Origin of the sequence: Aquirufa ecclesiirivi (genome assembly GCF_011250515.1) — a bacterium.
GTDB lineage: Bacteria > Bacteroidota > Bacteroidia > Cytophagales > Spirosomataceae > Aquirufa > Aquirufa ecclesiirivi.
In genome coordinates, this window is the sequence record NZ_JAANOP010000001.1 from 164,161 (window position 1) to 183,802 (window position 19,642).

17 protein-coding genes are annotated in these 19,642 nt (G+C 40.6%); 4 read left to right on the plus strand and 13 right to left on the minus strand.

The window, feature by feature from the left end; genetic code table 11:
• Positions 1-158 precede the first annotated feature (158 nt).
• Positions 159-761, plus strand: a complete 603-nt coding sequence (locus G9H65_RS00605; protein ID WP_166373432.1) for a Crp/Fnr family transcriptional regulator — start codon at positions 159-161, stop codon at positions 759-761.
• A gap of 305 nt (positions 762-1,066) precedes the next feature.
• Here the strand turns inward: G9H65_RS00605 and G9H65_RS00610 are convergent, their stop codons facing one another.
• A complete protein-coding gene (locus G9H65_RS00610; RefSeq protein WP_205753209.1) occupies positions 1,067-1,951 on the minus strand; it encodes a YitT family protein in 885 nt (294 codons plus the stop codon).
• A 391-nt stretch (positions 1,952-2,342) separates the two neighbouring features.
• Between G9H65_RS00610 and G9H65_RS00615 the strand changes: the two genes are divergently transcribed.
• From G9H65_RS00615 to G9H65_RS00625, 3 genes are all read left to right on the plus strand, one after another.
• Positions 2,343-2,843, plus strand: a complete 501-nt coding sequence (locus G9H65_RS00615; RefSeq protein ID WP_166373433.1) for a heme-binding domain-containing protein — start codon at positions 2,343-2,345, stop codon at positions 2,841-2,843.
• Positions 2,844-2,984: 141 nt separating this feature from the next.
• Positions 2,985-4,127: a glycoside hydrolase family 88/105 protein gene (locus G9H65_RS00620; RefSeq protein WP_166373434.1), complete on the plus strand. Its 1,143-nt coding sequence runs from the start codon at positions 2,985-2,987 to the stop codon at positions 4,125-4,127.
• A gap of 6 nt (positions 4,128-4,133) precedes the next feature.
• The gene (locus G9H65_RS00625) at positions 4,134-5,846 is read left to right on the plus strand and encodes a prenyltransferase/squalene oxidase repeat-containing protein (RefSeq protein ID WP_166373435.1); all 1,713 of its coding nucleotides are present in this window, start codon (positions 4,134-4,136) and stop codon (positions 5,844-5,846) included.
• A gap of 50 nt (positions 5,847-5,896) precedes the next feature.
• Here G9H65_RS00625 and G9H65_RS00630 read toward each other — a convergent pair whose 3' ends face one another.
• The 12 genes from G9H65_RS00630 to G9H65_RS00685 all read right to left on the minus strand — a co-directional run bounded on the left by G9H65_RS00630 (position 5,897) and on the right by G9H65_RS00685 (position 19,634).
• Complete coding sequence (locus tag G9H65_RS00630; RefSeq protein ID WP_166373436.1) at positions 5,897-7,276, minus strand: sulfatase family protein; 1,380 nt, start codon at positions 7,274-7,276, stop codon at positions 5,897-5,899.
• A 2-nt stretch (positions 7,277-7,278) separates the two neighbouring features.
• Complete coding sequence (locus G9H65_RS00635) at positions 7,279-8,745, minus strand: sulfatase family protein (RefSeq protein WP_166373437.1); 1,467 nt, start codon at positions 8,743-8,745, stop codon at positions 7,279-7,281.
• A gap of 58 nt (positions 8,746-8,803) precedes the next feature.
• Positions 8,804-9,253 (minus strand): hypothetical protein, encoded by a 450-nt coding sequence (locus G9H65_RS00640; RefSeq protein ID WP_166373438.1) that lies wholly within the window; start codon positions 9,251-9,253, stop codon positions 8,804-8,806.
• Positions 9,254-9,341: 88 nt separating this feature from the next.
• Positions 9,342-10,340, minus strand: coding sequence for a GRP family sugar transporter (locus tag G9H65_RS00645; RefSeq protein ID WP_166373439.1), 999 nt, complete (start codon positions 10,338-10,340; stop codon positions 9,342-9,344).
• Positions 10,341-10,358: 18 nt separating this feature from the next.
• The gene (locus G9H65_RS00650) at positions 10,359-11,903 is read right to left on the minus strand and encodes an ADP-ribosylglycohydrolase family protein (protein WP_166373440.1); all 1,545 of its coding nucleotides are present in this window, start codon (positions 11,901-11,903) and stop codon (positions 10,359-10,361) included.
• A gap of 4 nt (positions 11,904-11,907) precedes the next feature.
• Positions 11,908-12,855: a nucleoside hydrolase gene (locus tag G9H65_RS00655; protein ID WP_166373441.1), complete on the minus strand. Its 948-nt coding sequence runs from the start codon at positions 12,853-12,855 to the stop codon at positions 11,908-11,910.
• Complete coding sequence (gene rbsK, locus G9H65_RS00660) at positions 12,852-13,748, minus strand: ribokinase (protein WP_166373442.1); 897 nt, start codon at positions 13,746-13,748, stop codon at positions 12,852-12,854. The genes G9H65_RS00655 and rbsK overlap by 4 nt, the downstream gene beginning before the upstream one ends.
• A gap of 2 nt (positions 13,749-13,750) precedes the next feature.
• Positions 13,751-14,947 (minus strand): Gfo/Idh/MocA family protein, encoded by a 1,197-nt coding sequence (locus G9H65_RS00665; protein WP_166373443.1) that lies wholly within the window; start codon positions 14,945-14,947, stop codon positions 13,751-13,753.
• 1 nt (position 14,948) lies between these two features.
• Complete coding sequence (locus tag G9H65_RS00670; RefSeq protein WP_166373444.1) at positions 14,949-15,764, minus strand: phytanoyl-CoA dioxygenase family protein; 816 nt, start codon at positions 15,762-15,764, stop codon at positions 14,949-14,951.
• A 121-nt stretch (positions 15,765-15,885) separates the two neighbouring features.
• Positions 15,886-17,544: an amidase gene (locus tag G9H65_RS00675; protein ID WP_166373445.1), complete on the minus strand. Its 1,659-nt coding sequence runs from the start codon at positions 17,542-17,544 to the stop codon at positions 15,886-15,888.
• A 314-nt stretch (positions 17,545-17,858) separates the two neighbouring features.
• Positions 17,859-18,848 carry an aldo/keto reductase gene (locus tag G9H65_RS00680; RefSeq protein ID WP_166373446.1) on the minus strand — a complete coding sequence of 330 codons (990 nt, stop codon included), beginning with the start codon at positions 18,846-18,848 and terminating at the stop codon, positions 17,859-17,861.
• Positions 18,849-18,851: 3 nt separating this feature from the next.
• Complete coding sequence (locus G9H65_RS00685) at positions 18,852-19,634, minus strand: TauD/TfdA family dioxygenase (RefSeq protein WP_166373447.1); 783 nt, start codon at positions 19,632-19,634, stop codon at positions 18,852-18,854.
• Positions 19,635-19,642 lie beyond the last annotated feature (8 nt).

A 19,642-nucleotide genomic window follows, 5' to 3' on the forward strand; every position in this document is an offset into this window, starting at 1 on the left:
TTAAAAACGAGGACATGATGTCCTCGTTTTTTTTGCTTAAATAAAAAATGTCTAGCAATTCCTTTTTAAATAAAGGATTAAGAACTTACATTTAGGATAATTTGCGGGTTTCCCTTTCATTTAAATGGTAATCAATAGCGTGTTCCTCTCCTTCTACTATGATTTCCCCAACTCCTAAAAACCTTTATAGTCTGATATTTTTTAATTCCATTACTCCTATTTCTAAGGATTTAAAAGAATACTTATCTGCTAACATGAAAAGTCATAGTTTCAAAAAAGGAGAGTTAATTTGTAAAGCAGGAGAACCATTTAGTCATCTGCATTTAATAAAGAAAGGCTTGGTGCGGGGTTTTTACCAACATGGAACCAAAGAAATTACTCAATGGGTTGACTGGGAGAATCATATTTTTACCTCAGTGGGAGGATTTTTCATGCGAACTCCCTGTAAAGAAAACATTCAAGCCATTGAACCCACGCAAACGGAATCCTTACATTTTGATGATTTACAGTATTGCTTAAAACACTTCCCAGACATGTCCACCATCTATCGGGCACTGTTTGAATTCTATTTAGTTTCAGCCGAAGAAAGAGTCTATATTTCGCGGATTCCTAGCGCTAAAGACCGATATGACGCATTTTTAGCCTCTGGATATGCGGAAAGTATTTCAAGAATTCCCAATAAATACATTGCAGAATTTCTAGGAATTAGACCTGAAACCTTAAGTAGACTTGCACAAGATTATCCTCCAATCACAAAATAGTTCAACTAGCGTGAAAATTGATAATTGTCAAGTGGACCTATGAATTTTAAAATTAATTGAATGTGATTCAAATCATATGATATACTTTTGAAGAACAAATAACAACAACTACCCAAAAAGCTAGTTGCTCCGTGTTCTTAATAAATAAACAAAAAAGGAATATCTTTCAATCTGACTTCGTCGTCTAGTCTGTAAAGTTCATTCCTTTTTTTATGTCAATTCGGGTTTAAATTGCTGCAAAAGCAACCATTTTCCAGCCCTATTTGGGTATACACTTCCCAAAAAATATCTTTATTTATTGCCTATTAATGCTTCAAAGGTCTTTGTTTGATCATGCCTCCCTTGGTATCTTTCACGCTTGACATAACTACGAAAGCATCCTTATCAATTAGTTCAATGGCATTATTCAATCGGTTTAATTCCAATCTGGTTACTATGGTATATACGATATCCACATGTTCCGATTCACCTTTTTTACCAAAACCCTTTTTTCCAGAATATACCGTAAAACCTCTACCCAAATCCTTTTGTATCATTTCTTTGATGGCTTCGTGCTCGGTAGAAATGATGGTCACGCCCATATATTCTTCAAAACCCTCTAAGAAAAAATCTAAGGTTTTCGAAGCCGATAGATAAGTTACCATCGAGTACAAAGCAATTTCCACGGAAAGAAAATACGTGGCCGCCAAAAAGATAAAAGCATTTAAAACGATGATGATATCTCCAATGGTCGTCCCCAATCGCTTACTTAAATAGATCGCCAATACTTCTGTTCCATCAATCACGGCCCCACCGCGGATGGTCAATCCGATTCCTGCTCCAAGGAAAAATCCACCAAATAATGCCACCAACAAATTATCACTGGTCACATCAGGAAATGGGACAAATGCCACCACCGCTGCTAAACCTGAAATAGCAAAAGCCGTTTTAATGGCAAAAGTTCTCCCCATAACACGCAAGCCCAATAAGACAAAGGGAATATTGATGATAATCAACAAAAATGACAAGGGTAATTTGGTGACATTGGTTAGTAACAGCGAAATACCTGTAGCACCACCATCAATAAAATGATTCGTCAACAAAAAGCCTTTAAAACCAAATGAAGCTGAAAATATTCCCAGAATAATCAGAACCAGATCTTTTAAAAAAGACAGGTTCCGATTTTTGATGCTTGTATGTTTGTTTGGCATAGGCTCTCTTTTAAAAATTTTGGCAATTGGTTGCAGTATATAAATCTTCCTCTCATTTGAACAGATGAAATCCATACTCTGTTCCATGATCTATGAATAAATCAATAGTACATGAAAAGGAGAATGACCATTTCCTCTCAAATCCAGACGAAACAATTCATAGAATTAGACAATATGCTAATCATTTAAATTTATTAAAAATTCGGGGCAATTAACAAGGTCCACCGCCGATAAATCTTCTCAAACAACGTCCATTCGAGACTATTATTCTAAAGCATACCAACAAATTCTCTTCATAAAATAGGACTATTTTACCTGTAAATAAGTGAAAATATTCCTAATTTTCTCTAAATTGGAGAAATAAGAACCCAAGACTAATCCCTAAAATCAAATGAAAAAGAAAATTTTAATTGCTCTCATCGTCCTTTTGGTTGGTATCCAATTTGTCCACCAAGAAAAAAATGAATCAAATGATGACACATATGCCATCTCCACTAAATACTTAGTGCCTGAAAATGTTAATCATATTTTAAAAGTGGCCTGTAACGACTGCCATTCAAATAAAAGTACCTATCCTTGGTACAACAATATTCAACCCGTTGGATTTTTCTTAACGCATCACATCAATGATGGGAAAAAGCATTTAAATCTCTCCACTTTCACCAAATTACCCATTGCCGTTCAAAACCATAAATTAGAGGAAATTGTAGAAACCGTAGAAAAAAAAGAAATGCCTATGGAATCCTACACCTATTTTGGACTGCATCAAGAAGCAAACCTAAGCCAAGAGCAAAGAGAAATGTTAATCACTTGGGCTAAAGCACAAATGGACAGCTTAAAGGCACATTATCCTGCGGATAGCTTAGTCATGAAAAAAAGAAAGCAATCTTAATCTGGCAGTACATATAACTATTTATATGAATTTTAGCACAGAATAAAGGAGATAAATTTCTATATTGAAGGGAAAATGCATGGCTTCAGCACCATCGTTTTCCCTTTTTTTGCTCTAGACCTTTTAAACGATGATTAAGCGATGAGAAGAAGTTTATTCCTCTGCATGCTCTTGTGTTTCTCTCTATCCACTGTTCGTGCTCAAACCTGGATTGATTCCTTGGACCGATATGGACGAGAAGTTTATATGCCCGCCGACAAATACGTCTGGGATTGGGGACAAGCGACGTTTTTGAATTCATTAATCCATATATACCAGACAAAACCTGCGTCTGAAAAGTCTACCTACCTGCAATACATTCGGACTTCCATGGATAAAACATTTGATGTCGCCAATGGAAAACACCCAAATGCCATCGCTTCTGGGGTAGGAATGGCATTTTTAGCTCGCGTCACCAAAGAAGAAAAATATAAAATAAAAGCTCAAGCCATTTACCAAGATTACCTGAACGCACCAAGATCCAAAAACGGTGGAATTTCTCATCGAACAGAAACTGTGGAACTTTGGGATGATACCGTATATATGCTCAATATGTTTCTCATGGAAATGTACCGTGGCTCTGGTGATGAAAAATATTTAGCTCACATGTACACCCAAATTAAAGCGCATAGTCAATCCCTCTCAAACCCCGAAACGGGTCTTTGGGTACACGCCTGGGATGATGATGATCAAGATTTTGATGATGGCTGCAGTGTAGTGGGCTGGCCCGACAAAAAGACTCGAAAAAGTAGTGAATATTGGGGACGTGCGAATGGCTGGGTCACCATGACCTTAGTGGATGTATTAAGTAACATCAGTCCAAAATCCAATTACTATGAACCCTTAAAAAAGGAATTTCTAGCCATCATGCGGACTTTACCTTCTTTGCAAAACAAACAAAGTGGGCATTGGTACCAGCTTTTATTATATCCACAAGATGCGAAAAACTGGGAGGAAAGTTCCTGCACTGCCATGTTTGCCTATGCCATGGCCAAAGGCATAGAACTAGGTATCTTAAACTCCAAGGACTATTTACCCTCCATTCACTTAGCTTATCAAGGCTTGAAAAAACATAGTTTGGTCCAGCCCAAAGGACCCTATTTATGTCCGAGTAGAGTATCTGGCGGAACATGTGTCGGGATGAAAGATTATTACTTTGGAAGACCCATCGTGGAAGGGCAAGGATTTGGTATAGGGTCCTACATCATGTTTGCTCTTGAATATCAAAAAATATCTAAACCCTAAAGCCACATGAAAAGAAGAAAATTTGTTCATATAGGAGCCCTGGGAATAGGTACTTTGGCACATTGGAATACCAGCTATGCGGCTAAAATCAAAGAAGAAAAGCCTGCTTGGTTGCAAAAAATTATCTTACAAAATGACCAAGATTTTCCTCGCTATGAGGCCCTCAGAATAACAGACCAAAAGCATCCTTTTGTGGGCGGTTTCCGCGATGGAGATGACATCCCCAATCCACAAACAACAGGTTATTATGTGTTAAAAGTGGCCTGCGCTGTCATCAGTCCAGAATCTAGTTTTTACCAATCTACAGCTCATGTTCAAAAAGCCATCCAGGCATGTAACTGCCTATTAAACATGCAGCATGCTGATGGCACCATCGACTTATTGAGTACCAATTTTCATTCTCCCCCAGATACCGCATTTAGTGTAGAAAAACTGTGTGTGGCCTATGCTTTGTTGCAGAAAAACAACCAAGGTAATCGCTATTCCGCATTGATGAGTCCTTTGGAAACTTTTTTAAAACGATGTGGGGAATCGTTAGTAGTAGGAGGCATCCACACCCCCAATCACCGCTGGGTCGTGTCAGGGGCCTTGGCAAAACTCTATCAAATTTGGCCAGACCCCAGGTATAAAGCCAGAGCGGAGCAATGGCTGCAAGAAAATATAGACCAAGATCCTGATGGACAATACACCGAAAAAAGTGCGGGAATCTATTCTGCCATCATCAATAAAGCGCTCATTTCCGTCCACCAAGTTTTCAACAAACCCGCTCTGCTAGACGTGGTTCGTAAAAACTTAGAAATGACTTTATTTTACGTCCACCCCAATATGGAGGTTGTCACGGATGCCTCAAACCGACAGGATAAAGGCGGCATTAACATGTTTGAAAATTACTATTATGGCTATCGTTACTTAGCCCTCTTGGATAAAAATCCCCGCTTTGCGGCCATGTGCCGACTCATTGAAAAAGCTTATTTCCCTAGGATTGGCACGCATATCGAGAACTTTTTAGATGAACCCTTTTTATGGCAAGAGCTTCCTTCAGGAAATAGTATTCCCACGAATTATGTCAAATCGTTCCCATATTCAGGCTTGATACGCATTAGACGAGAAAATTGGGATGCTACCTTACTGGTCAATAATCCTAATTTCTTGACTTTTCATCATGGGAATGCCATTTTACAAGGTCTCCGACTAGCAGCTTCCTTTTTTGGCAAAGGACAGTTTCAGTCCAATGAAATCAAACAAGTAGGAAATGCTTGGATACTTCAGCAAAAACTAGACGGCCCCTATTTCCAACCGCACACAAAAGACCAGATTGACCCTAGTGGAGATTGGGAAAAAATGCCTCGAAGTAATCGGAAACAAAGTGAAATTCAATACCTAGAAACGACTGTCCAAGTGAAAGAAATTTCAGGGGGACTAATGGTCGACATCGACATGAAAGGAACCGACGGCGTTCCAGTAAGTTTAGAACTCATCTTCCGAGGCGATGGCCAATTTGAGGGTGTCATCCCTAGCGGAAAAGAAAGTAATGCATATTTATTAAAAGAATCAGAAGGGAAATATAGCCTTGGCGAAGATTTCATCCGTTTTGGTCCTGGCAAAGCAGAGCATAAAGCCATCCATTTAAGGGGAGCATTACCTTTTGCCCAAGCGCCATCGGTGTATATTACAGGATTTACCCCTTTTTCACACCAGCTTTTCATTCGGCAATCATAAAATTGAATTAAAATATATCCTTCGTTTGGTTAAGTCCGTTTGCCTCGATTTTAGGGTAATCGCTGCCCCTCTAATGTCGCCACTTTTTGCTCCAGTTTCTGACGCATTTGTGTCAAAACATGTTGGTACTTAGCCACACCTGCCAAGTTCTTTTTTTCCAAAGGGTCTTGCCTCAAATCATACAACTCTTCCCGCTCCAAGTGATCCCGATAGCGGAAATATTTCCATTGCTTGGATCGGATCCCTTCACTGGAAGCAATGATTTTTACCTTCCAAAGGTGCTCCACCAAAAACTCATTTCTGGATTTGGCAGGACTTTTGCCCTGTACATAAGAGGCTAAATTTTGTCCTTGCCAGGTACTAGGAATGGGAATCCCCGCAAAGCCAAAGATGGTTGGGGCTATATCAATATTTAACACATCATCTTGAATGTCTCGGTGAATCGATTTTCTTGGGTCATAGACAATCAATGGTACTCGGAGCGAATTGTCGTACATCAGCCATTTTCCGGCCAACTGCCGTTCTCCCAAAAAATAACCATTATCTCCCATCACAATAATGATGGTATTTTTATCCAAACCTTTTTCCTCTAGCATTTTCCGGATCTTTCCAATCTCCAAATCAACTCCGGAAATCATGCGGTAATAGCCCTTTACACTTCCTTGGTATTTTTCTGGAGTATCAAATCGCCAATGCCAGCGCGTTCTGTTTTCCCCTGTTTGAACATATTGCGGTTGAGCTAAAAAGTCAGCCTCGGTGGCCATGATGGGTGGAGCTATGGTGACATTTTGATACAAATGATCTACTTCCGGCTGCCAAAAATATTGCTGTTCAGAAGGGTCATGGGCATGAGGAGCCGAAAAACTAAGTGATAAACAAAATGGTTTATCTTTGGGGGCGTGAGCTATAAAATCCATAGCTTTTTGGCCAGTATACCGACTCAAGTGTACCGAGTCTTTTCCCAATGTCTTATAAAAATAGCCACGATAATCCTTCAACTTATCATTCCGATCATAGCTTTCTCCCTGATCAAATAAGGATGAAAATGAGGCATATTGTATACCAAACTTGCCATAAAAGCCGGTATAATAACCCGCCTGTTTCAACAAAGCTGGGTAAGATTGAGCCACATAAGCTGGCTTGATATCTCCTTGTCCAAAGGTATATTGATGCGTTCTTTCATACATTCCTGTGATGATACTCGCACGACTAGCCGCACAAATGGGTGTAGTTACAAACGCATTTTTAAAATAGATCCCCTTCTTTGCCAAATCATCCATCACAGGCGTTTGAATGATTTTATTTCCAGCATATCCCAAGGCATCCCATCGATGATCATCTGTCAAAATGAAAATGATATTCGGCTTTTGGGATTGAGATATCCCCAAAAATGGAAGCAATAACAAGACAAAAAGGATCCAGTTTTTCATGTTTATTGGGAGTTTTGAGGATAACCTGTGGACAAATCCTTAATCGGAATTCCTTGATAATTGACTTTTTGATAAGGAACAGTCTCCGTTTCATCAATCAAATAATTCCATTGTTTGACATAATAAAGTCCCGACTGAAACTCGTCTTTTCTCTTTTTCAATTCCGTGTGTAGTGCCTTGTCCATCTGGTTTTGAATCCCTTTGACCGAGGCTTGATTAACCAAATTTGACATTTGAAAGGGATCATTTTTATTGTCAAACAAAAGCCAAGGACCTTGTAAATCCTTGACATAGGTATACCGATTAGAAACTAAACCACGGTATTCCCTTCCCCCCTTGGCTCGAGACCATTGACCAAAAGGCTGTACACATGAAATCAGCGTATAAGCCACATCATCTTTTTTATTTCCTTTCAATACAGGAGAAAAATCCCTTCCTTCTACCACTTTAGGCACTTTCAAGTGGCTCAGTCCTAAGAGTGTGGGCATGATATCGGGTGTATTTAATAGAACATCCACCTTTTTCCCTTTCTTCCCAAAGGCCTTGGGGTAATGCAATAAAAAAGGCACTCGGATACTTTCTTCATAAGGTTGCTGTTTATTCCATGCGCCATGTGAACCTAATAAATCCCCGTGATCGGAGGAGAACACAAGAATGGTGTTATCGTCTAGACCTTGATCTTTCAGCGTTTGCCACATTTGACCTACACAATCATCAATGGCCGTCATGTGTGCATAATATCCACGTGCATCTTTAATCGCCTTATCTCTGTTTTCTAGGGGTACATTATCTCGCAGCTTAATGGCTACATGTTCATACATCTTACGGTACTTTTCAGGAGCCGCTTGATAGGGATCATGAGGTGAACCAATGGAGATAAACAGCATGAAAGGCTGTGACGAATGCGACTGTGCTTTTAAATATGACACGACATCTTCTGACTGGGCGATGGCATCATACGTTTCCCAGGTTTTTTTGACTGGAGAATCTCCCGAATAATACTCCGAATGGTTATAATCATGGGTACATTCCAAAGCTTTCCAATAATCAAAGCCTTGTCGGCGCGTAACTGGAATATAGGAACTCCGACCATGCCCATCCATGTGCCATTTACCGATATAAGCTGTTTGGTATCCTGCTTGCTTGTATACTTTAGCGATGCTTGTTCGATTGGAATCGAGTAAGACATCATTCATAAAAACCCCATGTGTAAGTGGGTATTGGCCTGTGATTAAAGAGGCGCGATGAGGAGAACAAACGGGCATGCCAGAAACCGTTTTCCGTAAATTAAGGCTTTCCTTTTCTAATCGATCCAAATGAGGTGTTTTCACCACTTGATCCCCAGCATAACCGATGGATTGGGCGCGCCATTGATCTACCAAAATGTACAGAATATTCGGTTTTTTAGGCTGTGCTTGCAGGGAAAAATACCCAATCAAAGAAAGGAAAAGGAGTAGCTGTTTTTTCATGCCTTGGCTATCTGGTGTATTGATAAGTTTTTGTTTCCAAATGGAGATAAGCTCAAGCCTATTGGGCCAACTCCGATTTTAATTGGGCCATTTTACTTTGCAAAGGACTTATGGTGTCTATTTTTAGTCCTTTCGTAAAGGTGATTTGGTGCGATAAATCCCCATTTTGTATGGCAATCCACTCATCGCAGCCATCAAAACAGACATTACAAGTTTTATATTTCAATAGTTTAAACTGGGACCAATTTACCACATTTTTGATTTCTGCCCATTCTAGATCAGATAGTTTCCTCGACTTCGTTAATTGAGGTTTCAGGGAATTGCGTGGTACATAATACACATAGCGCACCGTCTGATTCGCAATTTCCAAGGTATCAATTCCAGAGCCCCATCCGCATATAAAACCTGCTTTGATCTTGAAATTTGATTCATTCAAAGGGTCTGGCGTGGAATTTTTACAGGAAAAGATTCCAAGGTATAAACATACGAGTAAGACGAAGTTTTTCATAAGTTTGAAATAACGTTTATCTTGTAATACGATAATTGAACCTGTTAAATTGTATCCGTTTCCTTTAAATCAAAACAACGTTTTCTTTCTATTTAGCCCCAATCAATAAAGCCAAACCAACAATATACAGCAGCAACATCCAATTAAGTATCCTTTTCGTAGAGCTCTTGGCTTTGGCAAACTCCTTCCAAATAAATATCCCCCAAATAGCCGCTACCACCGTAGCTCCTTGACCCAAACCATAGGAAACCGCAGGCCCCGCTTTTTCGGAAGCCAAAATACTCAGCGCCATTCCGATGAACCAAATGCCTCCTCCCAAAATCCCCATCACGTGGTCTTGAAAATTCCCTTGGAAATAATCCCCAAAACTTACCGCTTTCCCTGAAAATGGTTTTTTCATTTGCCAAGTATTGAACAAAAATGAACTCAATAAAACACCGATGGAAAACAAGACCAAGGCTGTATAAGGACTTAGTTTGCCGACTTCAGGGTCCACAAAATTGGTCACCATAGAGGCTGCCACGTACTTATAAAACAAACCCATCAAGCAACCACTGATGACAGATAAGAATAAACCTTTGCTGGATAGTTTTTCGGCGCCCCCTTCATTCAATTGTTGATAGGCTCGAGCATTTAAAATAATAGCCAAAGAAATTAAAGCCACTCCACCAAAAATCAAGATGGGGTTACCTTGTGGGTCCGCTAGATAATTCACCAATACGCCTAAAACCAAGGCAATACCAATGCCTACAGGAAAGGCCACCGACATCCCGGCAATCGAAATAGCGGCCACCAATAAAATATTAGCTCCATTAAATATCACTCCCCCTAGAAAAGCAGAAAAGAGGTTTTCTTGACTGGCTTGGTTCAAATCAGGGATAAAACTTCGGCCTTCCTCACCCACACTTCCTAAAGTCAAGGCAAACAAAACCGCTGAAATCAATATGCCCAAGGCATAATCCCAATAAAACAATTCAAATCGCCAATGACTACTCGTCAGCTTTTGCGTATTAGCCCAAGAGCCCCAACACAGCATGGTGACGATGCACAATAAAACGGCTGTCAAATAATTTTCGATGATGAACATAGCATCCTATTTAGAGGTTTAATGCAAATTTCCCAATCGGTAAAATTGGGTATCGGTGGATTTTTTCCCTGGAGCATCATAGACAATCACGTCCATCATACGCACTTCTTGGCCTTCTACGGGGTTCAATAGCTTCAAGCGAACTTGGTGCTTACCTGGTGCCAAATCGTAGTTCCAAGTTAATTCATGTCGACGTGTCGTAAAGGCGGTGGGTAATTGTGCTTTTTCCATCAATTTCCCATCGACATACACTTCCATGTCAAAATTATGATTGGATGTAGATGCCCATTTGGCGGTCTCGCCTCTCAATACAAATCCTTTTCCCGTAAACTCAAATTGGTATTCGTCTTTCAATACTTTTCCCACTCCAATCTTCTGAGTCGGATACACCCCATCAAAGCTCTTTTCAAAAGCTACCGCTTTAGGAGCCTCCACTGGGATATATACCTTGTCTCCAACAATTTTACCCCCGTTTCTTTCAATGTTTTGCAAAGCATGCTTGAGTCCAATGCTATAGACATCAGACAATGAAGTGCTCGTATATTTGAAATCGATACCTTCTGCTTCTTTTAAGCCCTGTTTCCAGTAAGTAGGAATTTTATCATAGCCCAACATGGTGCCCAAAATTCCACCCGCAGAAGAAGGATTGCAGTCGGCATCTTGCCCACAGCGGGTCGTGATTTCCATGGTTTTAGTAAAATCTCCTTGTCCATACAATAAACCTATAACCACATAAGCGGAATTCACGGTGGCATCAATATTAAATGGTGCAAAAACCCCGTCTGGACAACCAATATCCTGAGCCCATTTCTTCTGTACTTCCAACCAAGTTTTGGTCCAATCATTGGGATATTGTTTATGCCAACGGACCACATCTGAAATACATTGGTAATAGGCACTTTGCTTAGGAATGGTCTTTAATGCCTCTTGAATAATGTGAGGAATATCCTTGGATACAAAAGCCAAAGTATAGCAAGCCCCCAAAAATACTCCGCCATAATAGCCGTCGCCATAATTCATGATATGGCCTATTTTATCCGAAATTTTAGACGCTGCATTGGGCATTCCGGGCGACATCAGTCCTGCAAAATCGCATTCAATTTGGTAGTCGATGCAATCCGCATGAGGATTATTTTTCCAATGCCCTGAAGCTGGAGCACCTATTCCATGCAAAATATTATACCTACCCGCTTGGTTGGCATGCCAAAGTGCATAGCCTGCCTCCGCGTAGGCTATGGCATGAGAAGCAATAGGAGCGTCTAATCCTTCTCTTTCAAAAACCTCCACAAAAGTTAAATCCATGTACAAATCATCGTAGAGACCAGCATTTTCTAACATGGTTTTTTTCAAATAGCCATCGAACCAAGGAACAGGTTGGTAGGCATCAATCATGGTGCCATTGTAACGAAATTCCATAGGGCCGCCAAAGGTCACACCGATGGTCTGTCCAGCCCATCCGCCTTTGATTTTATCTTGAAGGGTCTGTTTAGAAAGAGTGATGGTCTTGGTTTGTGACCATCCCACTAAGGGCAAAAAGAGTAAGGCAATCCAATAATTTTTCATCATGTTAGGGTTTTAAAGCAAATTTTTGATTCAAATAGTGGCTCATCAAAATCTCCAGCACCTGAGTCTCATGGATTTTAAGCCCAATGATGGCATTAGGTTTTCCTTCTGAAGTTCTCGTAAATCCTTGTTGATCTACCGATATATGCCGCTTTTCTGTTTGAAATAAATCAGGATGTAATAACATGGCAATGGCCACAGGATCAAACAGGGTTGGCGTTTCTTGTCCCCAAAGTTGATACAAATCGGTTAGGGCATTGGTTAAAGGCGTATTTTTCTCCTTCAAAATCCGACGATTTTCAGCGGAAAGTTTCACTTGGGAGGTCACATCGGTACCAGCATAGGTAATCTTTGCCCCTGATTGTACAAATTTCTGAGAAGCAGGAACATCTACTTTCACATTCCATTCTGCATTGATGGGTTTCTTTTGATTATAGCCTACTTCAAAAGAGCCGAACATGGCATAAATATGTTTCGCTTTTTTTAAAATCTGCGGGTCTTTTTGGATAATGTCCGAGAAATTGGTGACAGGTCCCACAGAAAATATGACCACTTCATTGGGGTATTTTTTGATTTGCTCCATGATAAAATCAGCGGCTGGTTTTGACTGAGGCTTCAATACATCAAAACCTTTGGCCCAAGAAAATTGGTCGGCATACCAATTGGCCCTTTTGTCTACATGGGAGGTATTTCTCCCCATAAAAACAGGTATGTGACCTTGACCTGTTTCATGCAACATCTTTAAAGCCAATCGGGCTCGATCGTCTGTCCTTCCATAACAGGTCGTGATTCCCAATATGTCCAACTTATCTTGTTGAGTTAGTAAATAGGCCAAAGCGTAGGCATCATCAATATCATCCCCTAAATCACAATCGAAAATGACCTTTTGTTTCTTGCTTTGCGCAGTAAGAAAAAGAGGGATAAGCAAAAATAGAACGAGTAGTTTTTTCATAGTTGTTTACGTCTTGGCATAGAGGATTGAGCCCCTAATTGTGTGACAGATAAGGCAGCAGCCTTACAAGCAAAAGCGATAGCTTGCTGGAAAGCCATTCCTTCAGACAGAGCCACGACCAAGGCCCCATTAAAACAATCTCCAGCAGCCGTACTATCCACCGCTACCACCTGCTGAGCAGGAACATGTCCAGAAGCCTCATGGGTTTTCCAATAAGCCCCTTTCGCTCCTCGAGTAATCACTACACTTTTTACACCACGGGAAAGAAAATAGTCGCAAGCCAACGATAAACTAGCTTCATCCACGGGTCGGATACCCGTCAAAAATTCCGTTTCCGTTTCATTTGGACTGATGATATCGATATGGGCATATATAGATTCGGGTAAAGCACAGGCTGGTGCGGGATTCAACACCACGGATAAGCCAGCATGATGTGCTTTTTCAAGTGAAAAAATAACCGTTTCTAATGGAATTTCGAGTTGCAATAAAAGCCAATTACCTGGTTGAAAAAGCGAATTGGCGGCTTCAATATCTGGAGGCATTAAGTGGGCGTTTGCTCCAGAGGCCACCGTAATGCAATTTTCCCCTTGAGCATCCACATTGATTAATGCAATACCAGAGGGCTGATTTTCGTCTTGACAAATGTATTGACCCTGTATTCCTTCCAAAGCAAATTGCTGAAGAGCACTTTCTCCAAACACATCTTTTCCCACTTTGGCAATAAAATAGGTCTCTCCTCCCAAACGCGCTGCGGCCACTGCTTGATTAGCCCCTTTGCCTCCGGGATTCATAAAAAACGTTCCTCCTAAAACGGTCTCTCCAGGTGCTGGGAGTCTATCCGACTGGATGACCATGTCGGTATTGGAACTACCTATGACGATGATTTTTGCCATGATTACACCCAGGTTTCTTTTTCAATGATCTCCCCAGTGGCTTTCACTTTTAAGATGACTTTTTTATCACCATTAGGCAATATTTCTTCTTTGATAAACCAATGATCGGCATCAAACTCTTGGTACACAGAAGGTTTGCTAAGGCCCTCTTGGCCTCGCCATTCGGGAAGCTGAACAGGTTCCCATAATTTCGTTTTGGCAGAACGATAAGCTGCATCAATGATGGCGTTTACCACATAGCCATCATAGAAAGTTTCCATGGGTTTTTCGCCTTTTTCATAAGCATCAAACATATCAGTAAACATATTGGTATAGCCTAATTCATGGGCTTCATCTCCTACTGGAAACTGCCAGCCAGAATCGCTCTCAGCCTTTTCTGCCACATAGGATTTTCCTGCACCTGAGGTAAACATTTCAAAACCCGTTCTCAAAAATGAATTGATCCAAATGGTTCCCTCGGTGCCCATCACTTCATCACGTAAATCCATGCCACCTCGAAAGGTCCAAGAAACCTCAAACTGTCCTATAGCTCCGTTTTGATATTTCACTAATCCAATGGCATGATCTTCGGCATCAATGGGTTTCACCTGCGTATCCGCCCAGCACATTACTTCCACGGGTCTAACATCTTTTCCAATGAAATTTCGAGCTATTTCGATGCAATGACAACCTAAGTCGAGCACCGCTCCACCTCCCGCTTTTTGAATATCCCAAAACCAGTCGGCATGAGGCCCAGGATGTGTTTCTCGGGATTTGGCCCATAAAATACGTCCTAAAGCACCCGATTGAATCGATTTTAAAGACTTCAAAAATTTTGGTGTATAACAAAGGTCTTCTAGGTATCCAGCAAATATGCCGGCATTTTCGCAGGCCTGAGTCATGCGCCATGCTTCTTCGGCTGTTCTACCCAAGGGTTTAGTACATAAAACCGCTTTTTTATGTTTGACACAAATCATCACCGCTTCTTTGTGCAGGAAATTGGGTAAAGCAATCACCACGAACTCGGTAGCTGAATGGGCAATGGCCTCCTCCATATCCGTGGTATAATGAGCTACTTGATAATCTTTGGCAAACCGAATTGCGGTTTCTTCCTTGCGTGCATATACCACACTGACCTGATCTTTGCCCCTACGGCCTGTTAATGAATCCGCATAAAATCGTCCAATGAATCCACCACCCAGTATACAAACTTGTGCCATCTTATTTTAAATCTTGTAAGGTTATTTCTTTGTCTTTACTTAAAAAATCCGCTTGATTCACCACCCGCTGACCACTGGCCAATAGTGCTTGATCATCTACCACTTGAACCGGCTCAATGCAGGAAGTATGTTTTTCTCTAAAAGGTTTATTATAGGACAGGTTATAGGCCGAAATCACTGACCAACGTGCATATTCGGATAAATTGGCCTCGGAGCGATGTAAAATATTGCTATGAAAAAATAGCACATCCCCCGCCTTTAGTTCGCAATAAACCAGCTCTGAAACCTTTTCTGCTTCGGTCACAAAATCCATATCGGCACCTTGCTGCTCTCCTGCGAATAGATGTTCGAATCGCTGCATTTTGTGCGTTCCTTTCAGAACTTGCAAACAGCCATTTTCGATGGTGGCATCCGTCAAAGCCACCATGACAGAAATCATGGCTTCTGGAAATAGAAAGCCATTTTTATACCAATAACCGTAATCTTGATGCCATTCCCAAGAACCGCCTACTCGAGGTTCTTTTTGCATGACTTTGGAATGAAAATGACAAACTTCCCCTTCGCCTAATAAGGTTTGTACGCCTTCTACGAGTCGCTTACTCCGCGACATCAATCCAAAGGAATCATCTCCTGCGGTAAACCATAAGGTTAACTTCGTTTTTTTACCTGACTGGTCATTTAAATCAAATGCTTGATTAACCACGGACTGGTCCGTCGCCACCGAATAAAGTAAATCAATCTCTTCTTGGGAAAAAAGTTGGGGCATAATCAAGTAACCGTCTCGATGGTATGCCTCTTTTTGTGTTGTATTTATCATAGTTTAGAATAGATAAAGCTAATATAAGTATTTCTTAAAAAAATCTTATTTTATCTACCCTGATTACTAGAAAACAGATGAATTTTATTTGAAGGTCAAAAACAGGTTTATATGAATTTACTTATTTAAATAACTCTGGGTGCATTTCATCCCAGGGTGTGGCATCTTGGTAAATTTTGGCTAGAGCTAAAATAGTAGCTTCGTCAAACAGATTTCCCAAAAAACTAATACTCGTTGGTTTTTTCGTTTTTTTATCAAATCCATTCGGAATGCAAACTACGGGATGGCCAGTTAAATTGGTAATAGCCAGCTGGTTCCCAGAATATAGGCTTGGGCAAATGATAACATCAAAATCTTTGAAAAGGTAATTAACTTGTTGCATCAATAAATAACGATGACGCTGGGCATTGATGTATTCCACGGCAGGGATGAATCTAGCTGTTCTAAACTGATTAGGCCAGTCGCCCTTTCTTTGCATGGTCAATTCATCATCCACATTGAATCGAGTTAATTCATCAAATTGGGCGGCACATTCTGCACTAATGATTACATCCATCATTTGAAAAGGATAAAACTGATTTTCAGAAAATTCTAAAGGAACAATTTTAGCTCCCGCTTGTTGGAGTACCTTCAGCACCTGCCATTCGTTGGCTGTGGTATCTTTCAATTTATCAAAATAATTTTTGGCATATCCAATTCTCAACTTTTTAACATCCACCTGATTGCTATAGTTGAATGCGGCTTCATTGGCCGATAAGTCGAGCCCATCCGTTCCTCGAATAGCATTAAAAACGATAGCGGCATCTTCGGCATTCCGACAAATCGGTCCGATTTTATCCAGACTATAACTTAGCGCCATAGCACCTGTTCGGCTAACCCTTCCAAAAGTGGGGCGAAGACCCAGAGCACCGCATGCGGTAGATGGCGAAACAATGCTTCCCCAGGTTTCAGTCCCTATAGCAAAAGGCACTAATCCTGCTACCGTAGCGGAAGCTGAACCAGCTGAAGACCCGGAAGAACCTAAGGCTAGGTTCCACGGATTTTTTGTCCTTCCACCATACCAATAGTCGCCCATAGCCAAGGCCCCCAAGGTAAATTTTGCCACTAATACGGCACCTGCTTGACGCAATTGTTGATAGACAAAGGCATCTTCCTCGATCACCTGTTCTTTATAGGGAGCAGCACCCCAGGTGGTTTTAGTTCCTTTGACGGCAAAAAGATCTTTAAGTCCGTAGGGGATTCCGTGCAACATACCTCTGTATTTTCCGTGAGAAATCTCTTCATCGGCCTGTTTGGCTTGTTCTAATGCAATGGATTCAGTCAAAGAAATGAGACATTGTAAGGTATCTCCATATTTCTTAATACGGTCGATATAAAATTGGGTCAACTGGACGGAACTGATCTTTTTGGTTTTGATTAATTCGGCTAATTGAGGAATGGAATAAAAAGCCAATGATGATTTTTTACTGGGCAATTCCGTACCTGGAACTTTGGTCCAGGCGATGGGATGTTGATTTTTATTGACGCTTACTCCTGGAATAAGTACAGTTTGCCATAGACTTAATGGAACGGAATTAGGCAAATGAACTTGATGCTGTTTTTGATACACCGAAAGGTTATCTTGAACATCTGACAAAAGTGTGTCTATTTCTGTACTGGTAAAATTGAGATCAAAAATCTTAGCGGCACCTTCAACATCCTTCTTTTGTATTTTAGAAGATTGGGCAAAGCTGTTAGAAACAAGTAAAAACAAGTTGAGCCAAAGTACAAATTTCGCCATAGGTCATTATTAGATACCATGAAATAAATCAAAATAAGCGAATAAGCTCCTTTATTGAAATAAAAATTATCAGAAAGCTGATTGAACTGTGCTTGGAATGGTTGTCGTTTCCCTGGTAGCTTTGGGAGCAGCTTGGGAATTAGGGGTGGTAAAAGGTATTAGTTGGTGGATGGGTAGGAAATTGACAATTAGTTGGTAGTTGGTGGTTAGTTGGCAGTTAGTTGGCAGTTAAGATTTGTCAACTTTCAAAAAGTTGACAAATCTAAGGTGACAAATCCAAGTAGACAATTAGGCGATAAGTCCAATGGACAACTCTACTTACTAGGCTTCCACCAATCAGGAACGGAAGGAACGGATTGTTCTATACGTTGGATTTGCTCATCATTAAGTGGTGGCAAGTTGGCAGCCTTAATATTCGATTGAACCTGAGCCACTGATCTAGCGCCAGGAATCACGACAGACATATAGGGATTTTGAAGTGTAAAACGCAAGGCATTAGCAGATAATCCACCCTTCAAGTCTGCTAAAAAGGCCAGCTTCCTGGCATGTTCCAGCATCCAATTTTTATCTCGATCTGCCATGTGAGAACGGTAATCTCCCTCACCAAAATGCGGGTCTTCAGTCAATAATCGATCACTCAGAAATCCAGAACCCAAGGGTACCCGACCAATGATATCGTACTGTACTAGATTAGGATGTTGGACTAAAATTTCATCTACTCTTCTATCAAGCGCATTATAAATCACCTCAATCACGGATCCAAATCCTGCATCCATCACCCGCTTTGCCCCATACACAGATTTAGAACTTACCCCATACTGACGAATAAGCCCTTGTCTTATCAAATCTTCAAATGGAGCACAATCATAGTTCTCCCAATCAAAATTATCAGGAGGAGAATGCATCAACAAGACATCGATGTGCTCACGCTGCAAGCGCTGCAAACTGGCTTTCACGCTGGCATAAATATGAGTTGGTGAAAAATCCTGCCCCGTGGAACCATCTGCTAGATAAACATTCCCAAATTTGGTACAAACAATAATATCTTGAGAATATGAAGCTGCCTGAAGGGCTTTGCCAACTATTTTTTCGGACAAACCTTTGCCATAAGAATCCGCGGTATCAATAAATTGAATCCCCGATTTTAAAGCTTCAGTCAAAATGGCTAAAGATTCTTCCTCACTAATTTCACCCCATCCCATGGCCTTGCCTTGAACGATATTGGGACCTCCCAATTGCCAAGTACCGAGACCTAATTTCTGTTGTAATCGGTCTGAAAAACGAGGAATACTAGCTTTCGTCATGCCCTAGGACAATTGGAAATCTGGCTCTAAAATAATCTTACCTTTGATCAAGCAACGTTCGCCTTTCTTTGTCGCAAAATAGGCGTTTCTACCATGTAGAATACGATCATCATGGAAAAATGCAGCCTCGCCACGTTCTAATTGTACCGGTAAAACCAAACCCGCATTGATTACACGAGTCTCTAAAAATTGATGGAAATCTTCTACTAATTGAAGTGCTTCCGGTGTATTGTCTTTATCAACACAGAAATAATTCCAGTTGGCCAACCAACCCAATTCATCCTGGTCTAAAATCTTTCGAACTTTCTTATGACCTGCCTTGTCAAAATTGACCGTTATAGTCATCAAACGCTCCAATAAAGCATCTTGACCATCTATTTTTAAGCAGTCTACCAAATCTGGTAAATCAAAAAATGTAGTAGCACCTCCACGAGCAGCACGAGAAGTACAATAAAAAAACTGCAAGGATTTTTCGTCCCCTAATTCCACATAAGAATCATCTGTATGCAATGGCTGACGGGTATTACTACTTCGATAACGATCAGGAATAGCTGGATCATAACTGATGTCAATCCAACGATTCTCCTTTCTTTCTCCTGTAATCAAATCTTCATCCTCATTGAAAGGAGTACCGATAGAATCCGCAAAATTGATGTAAAATTGCTCCAATGGAATAGGCAAATTATAGCCTGCCAAATGGATAACTTTATATTGTTTAACCGCTTCTGTTAATTCAGCAATGGTTTCTTGTTCGGTCGTAAAATAAATTTTCTTAAAGAATTCCATACGTACAT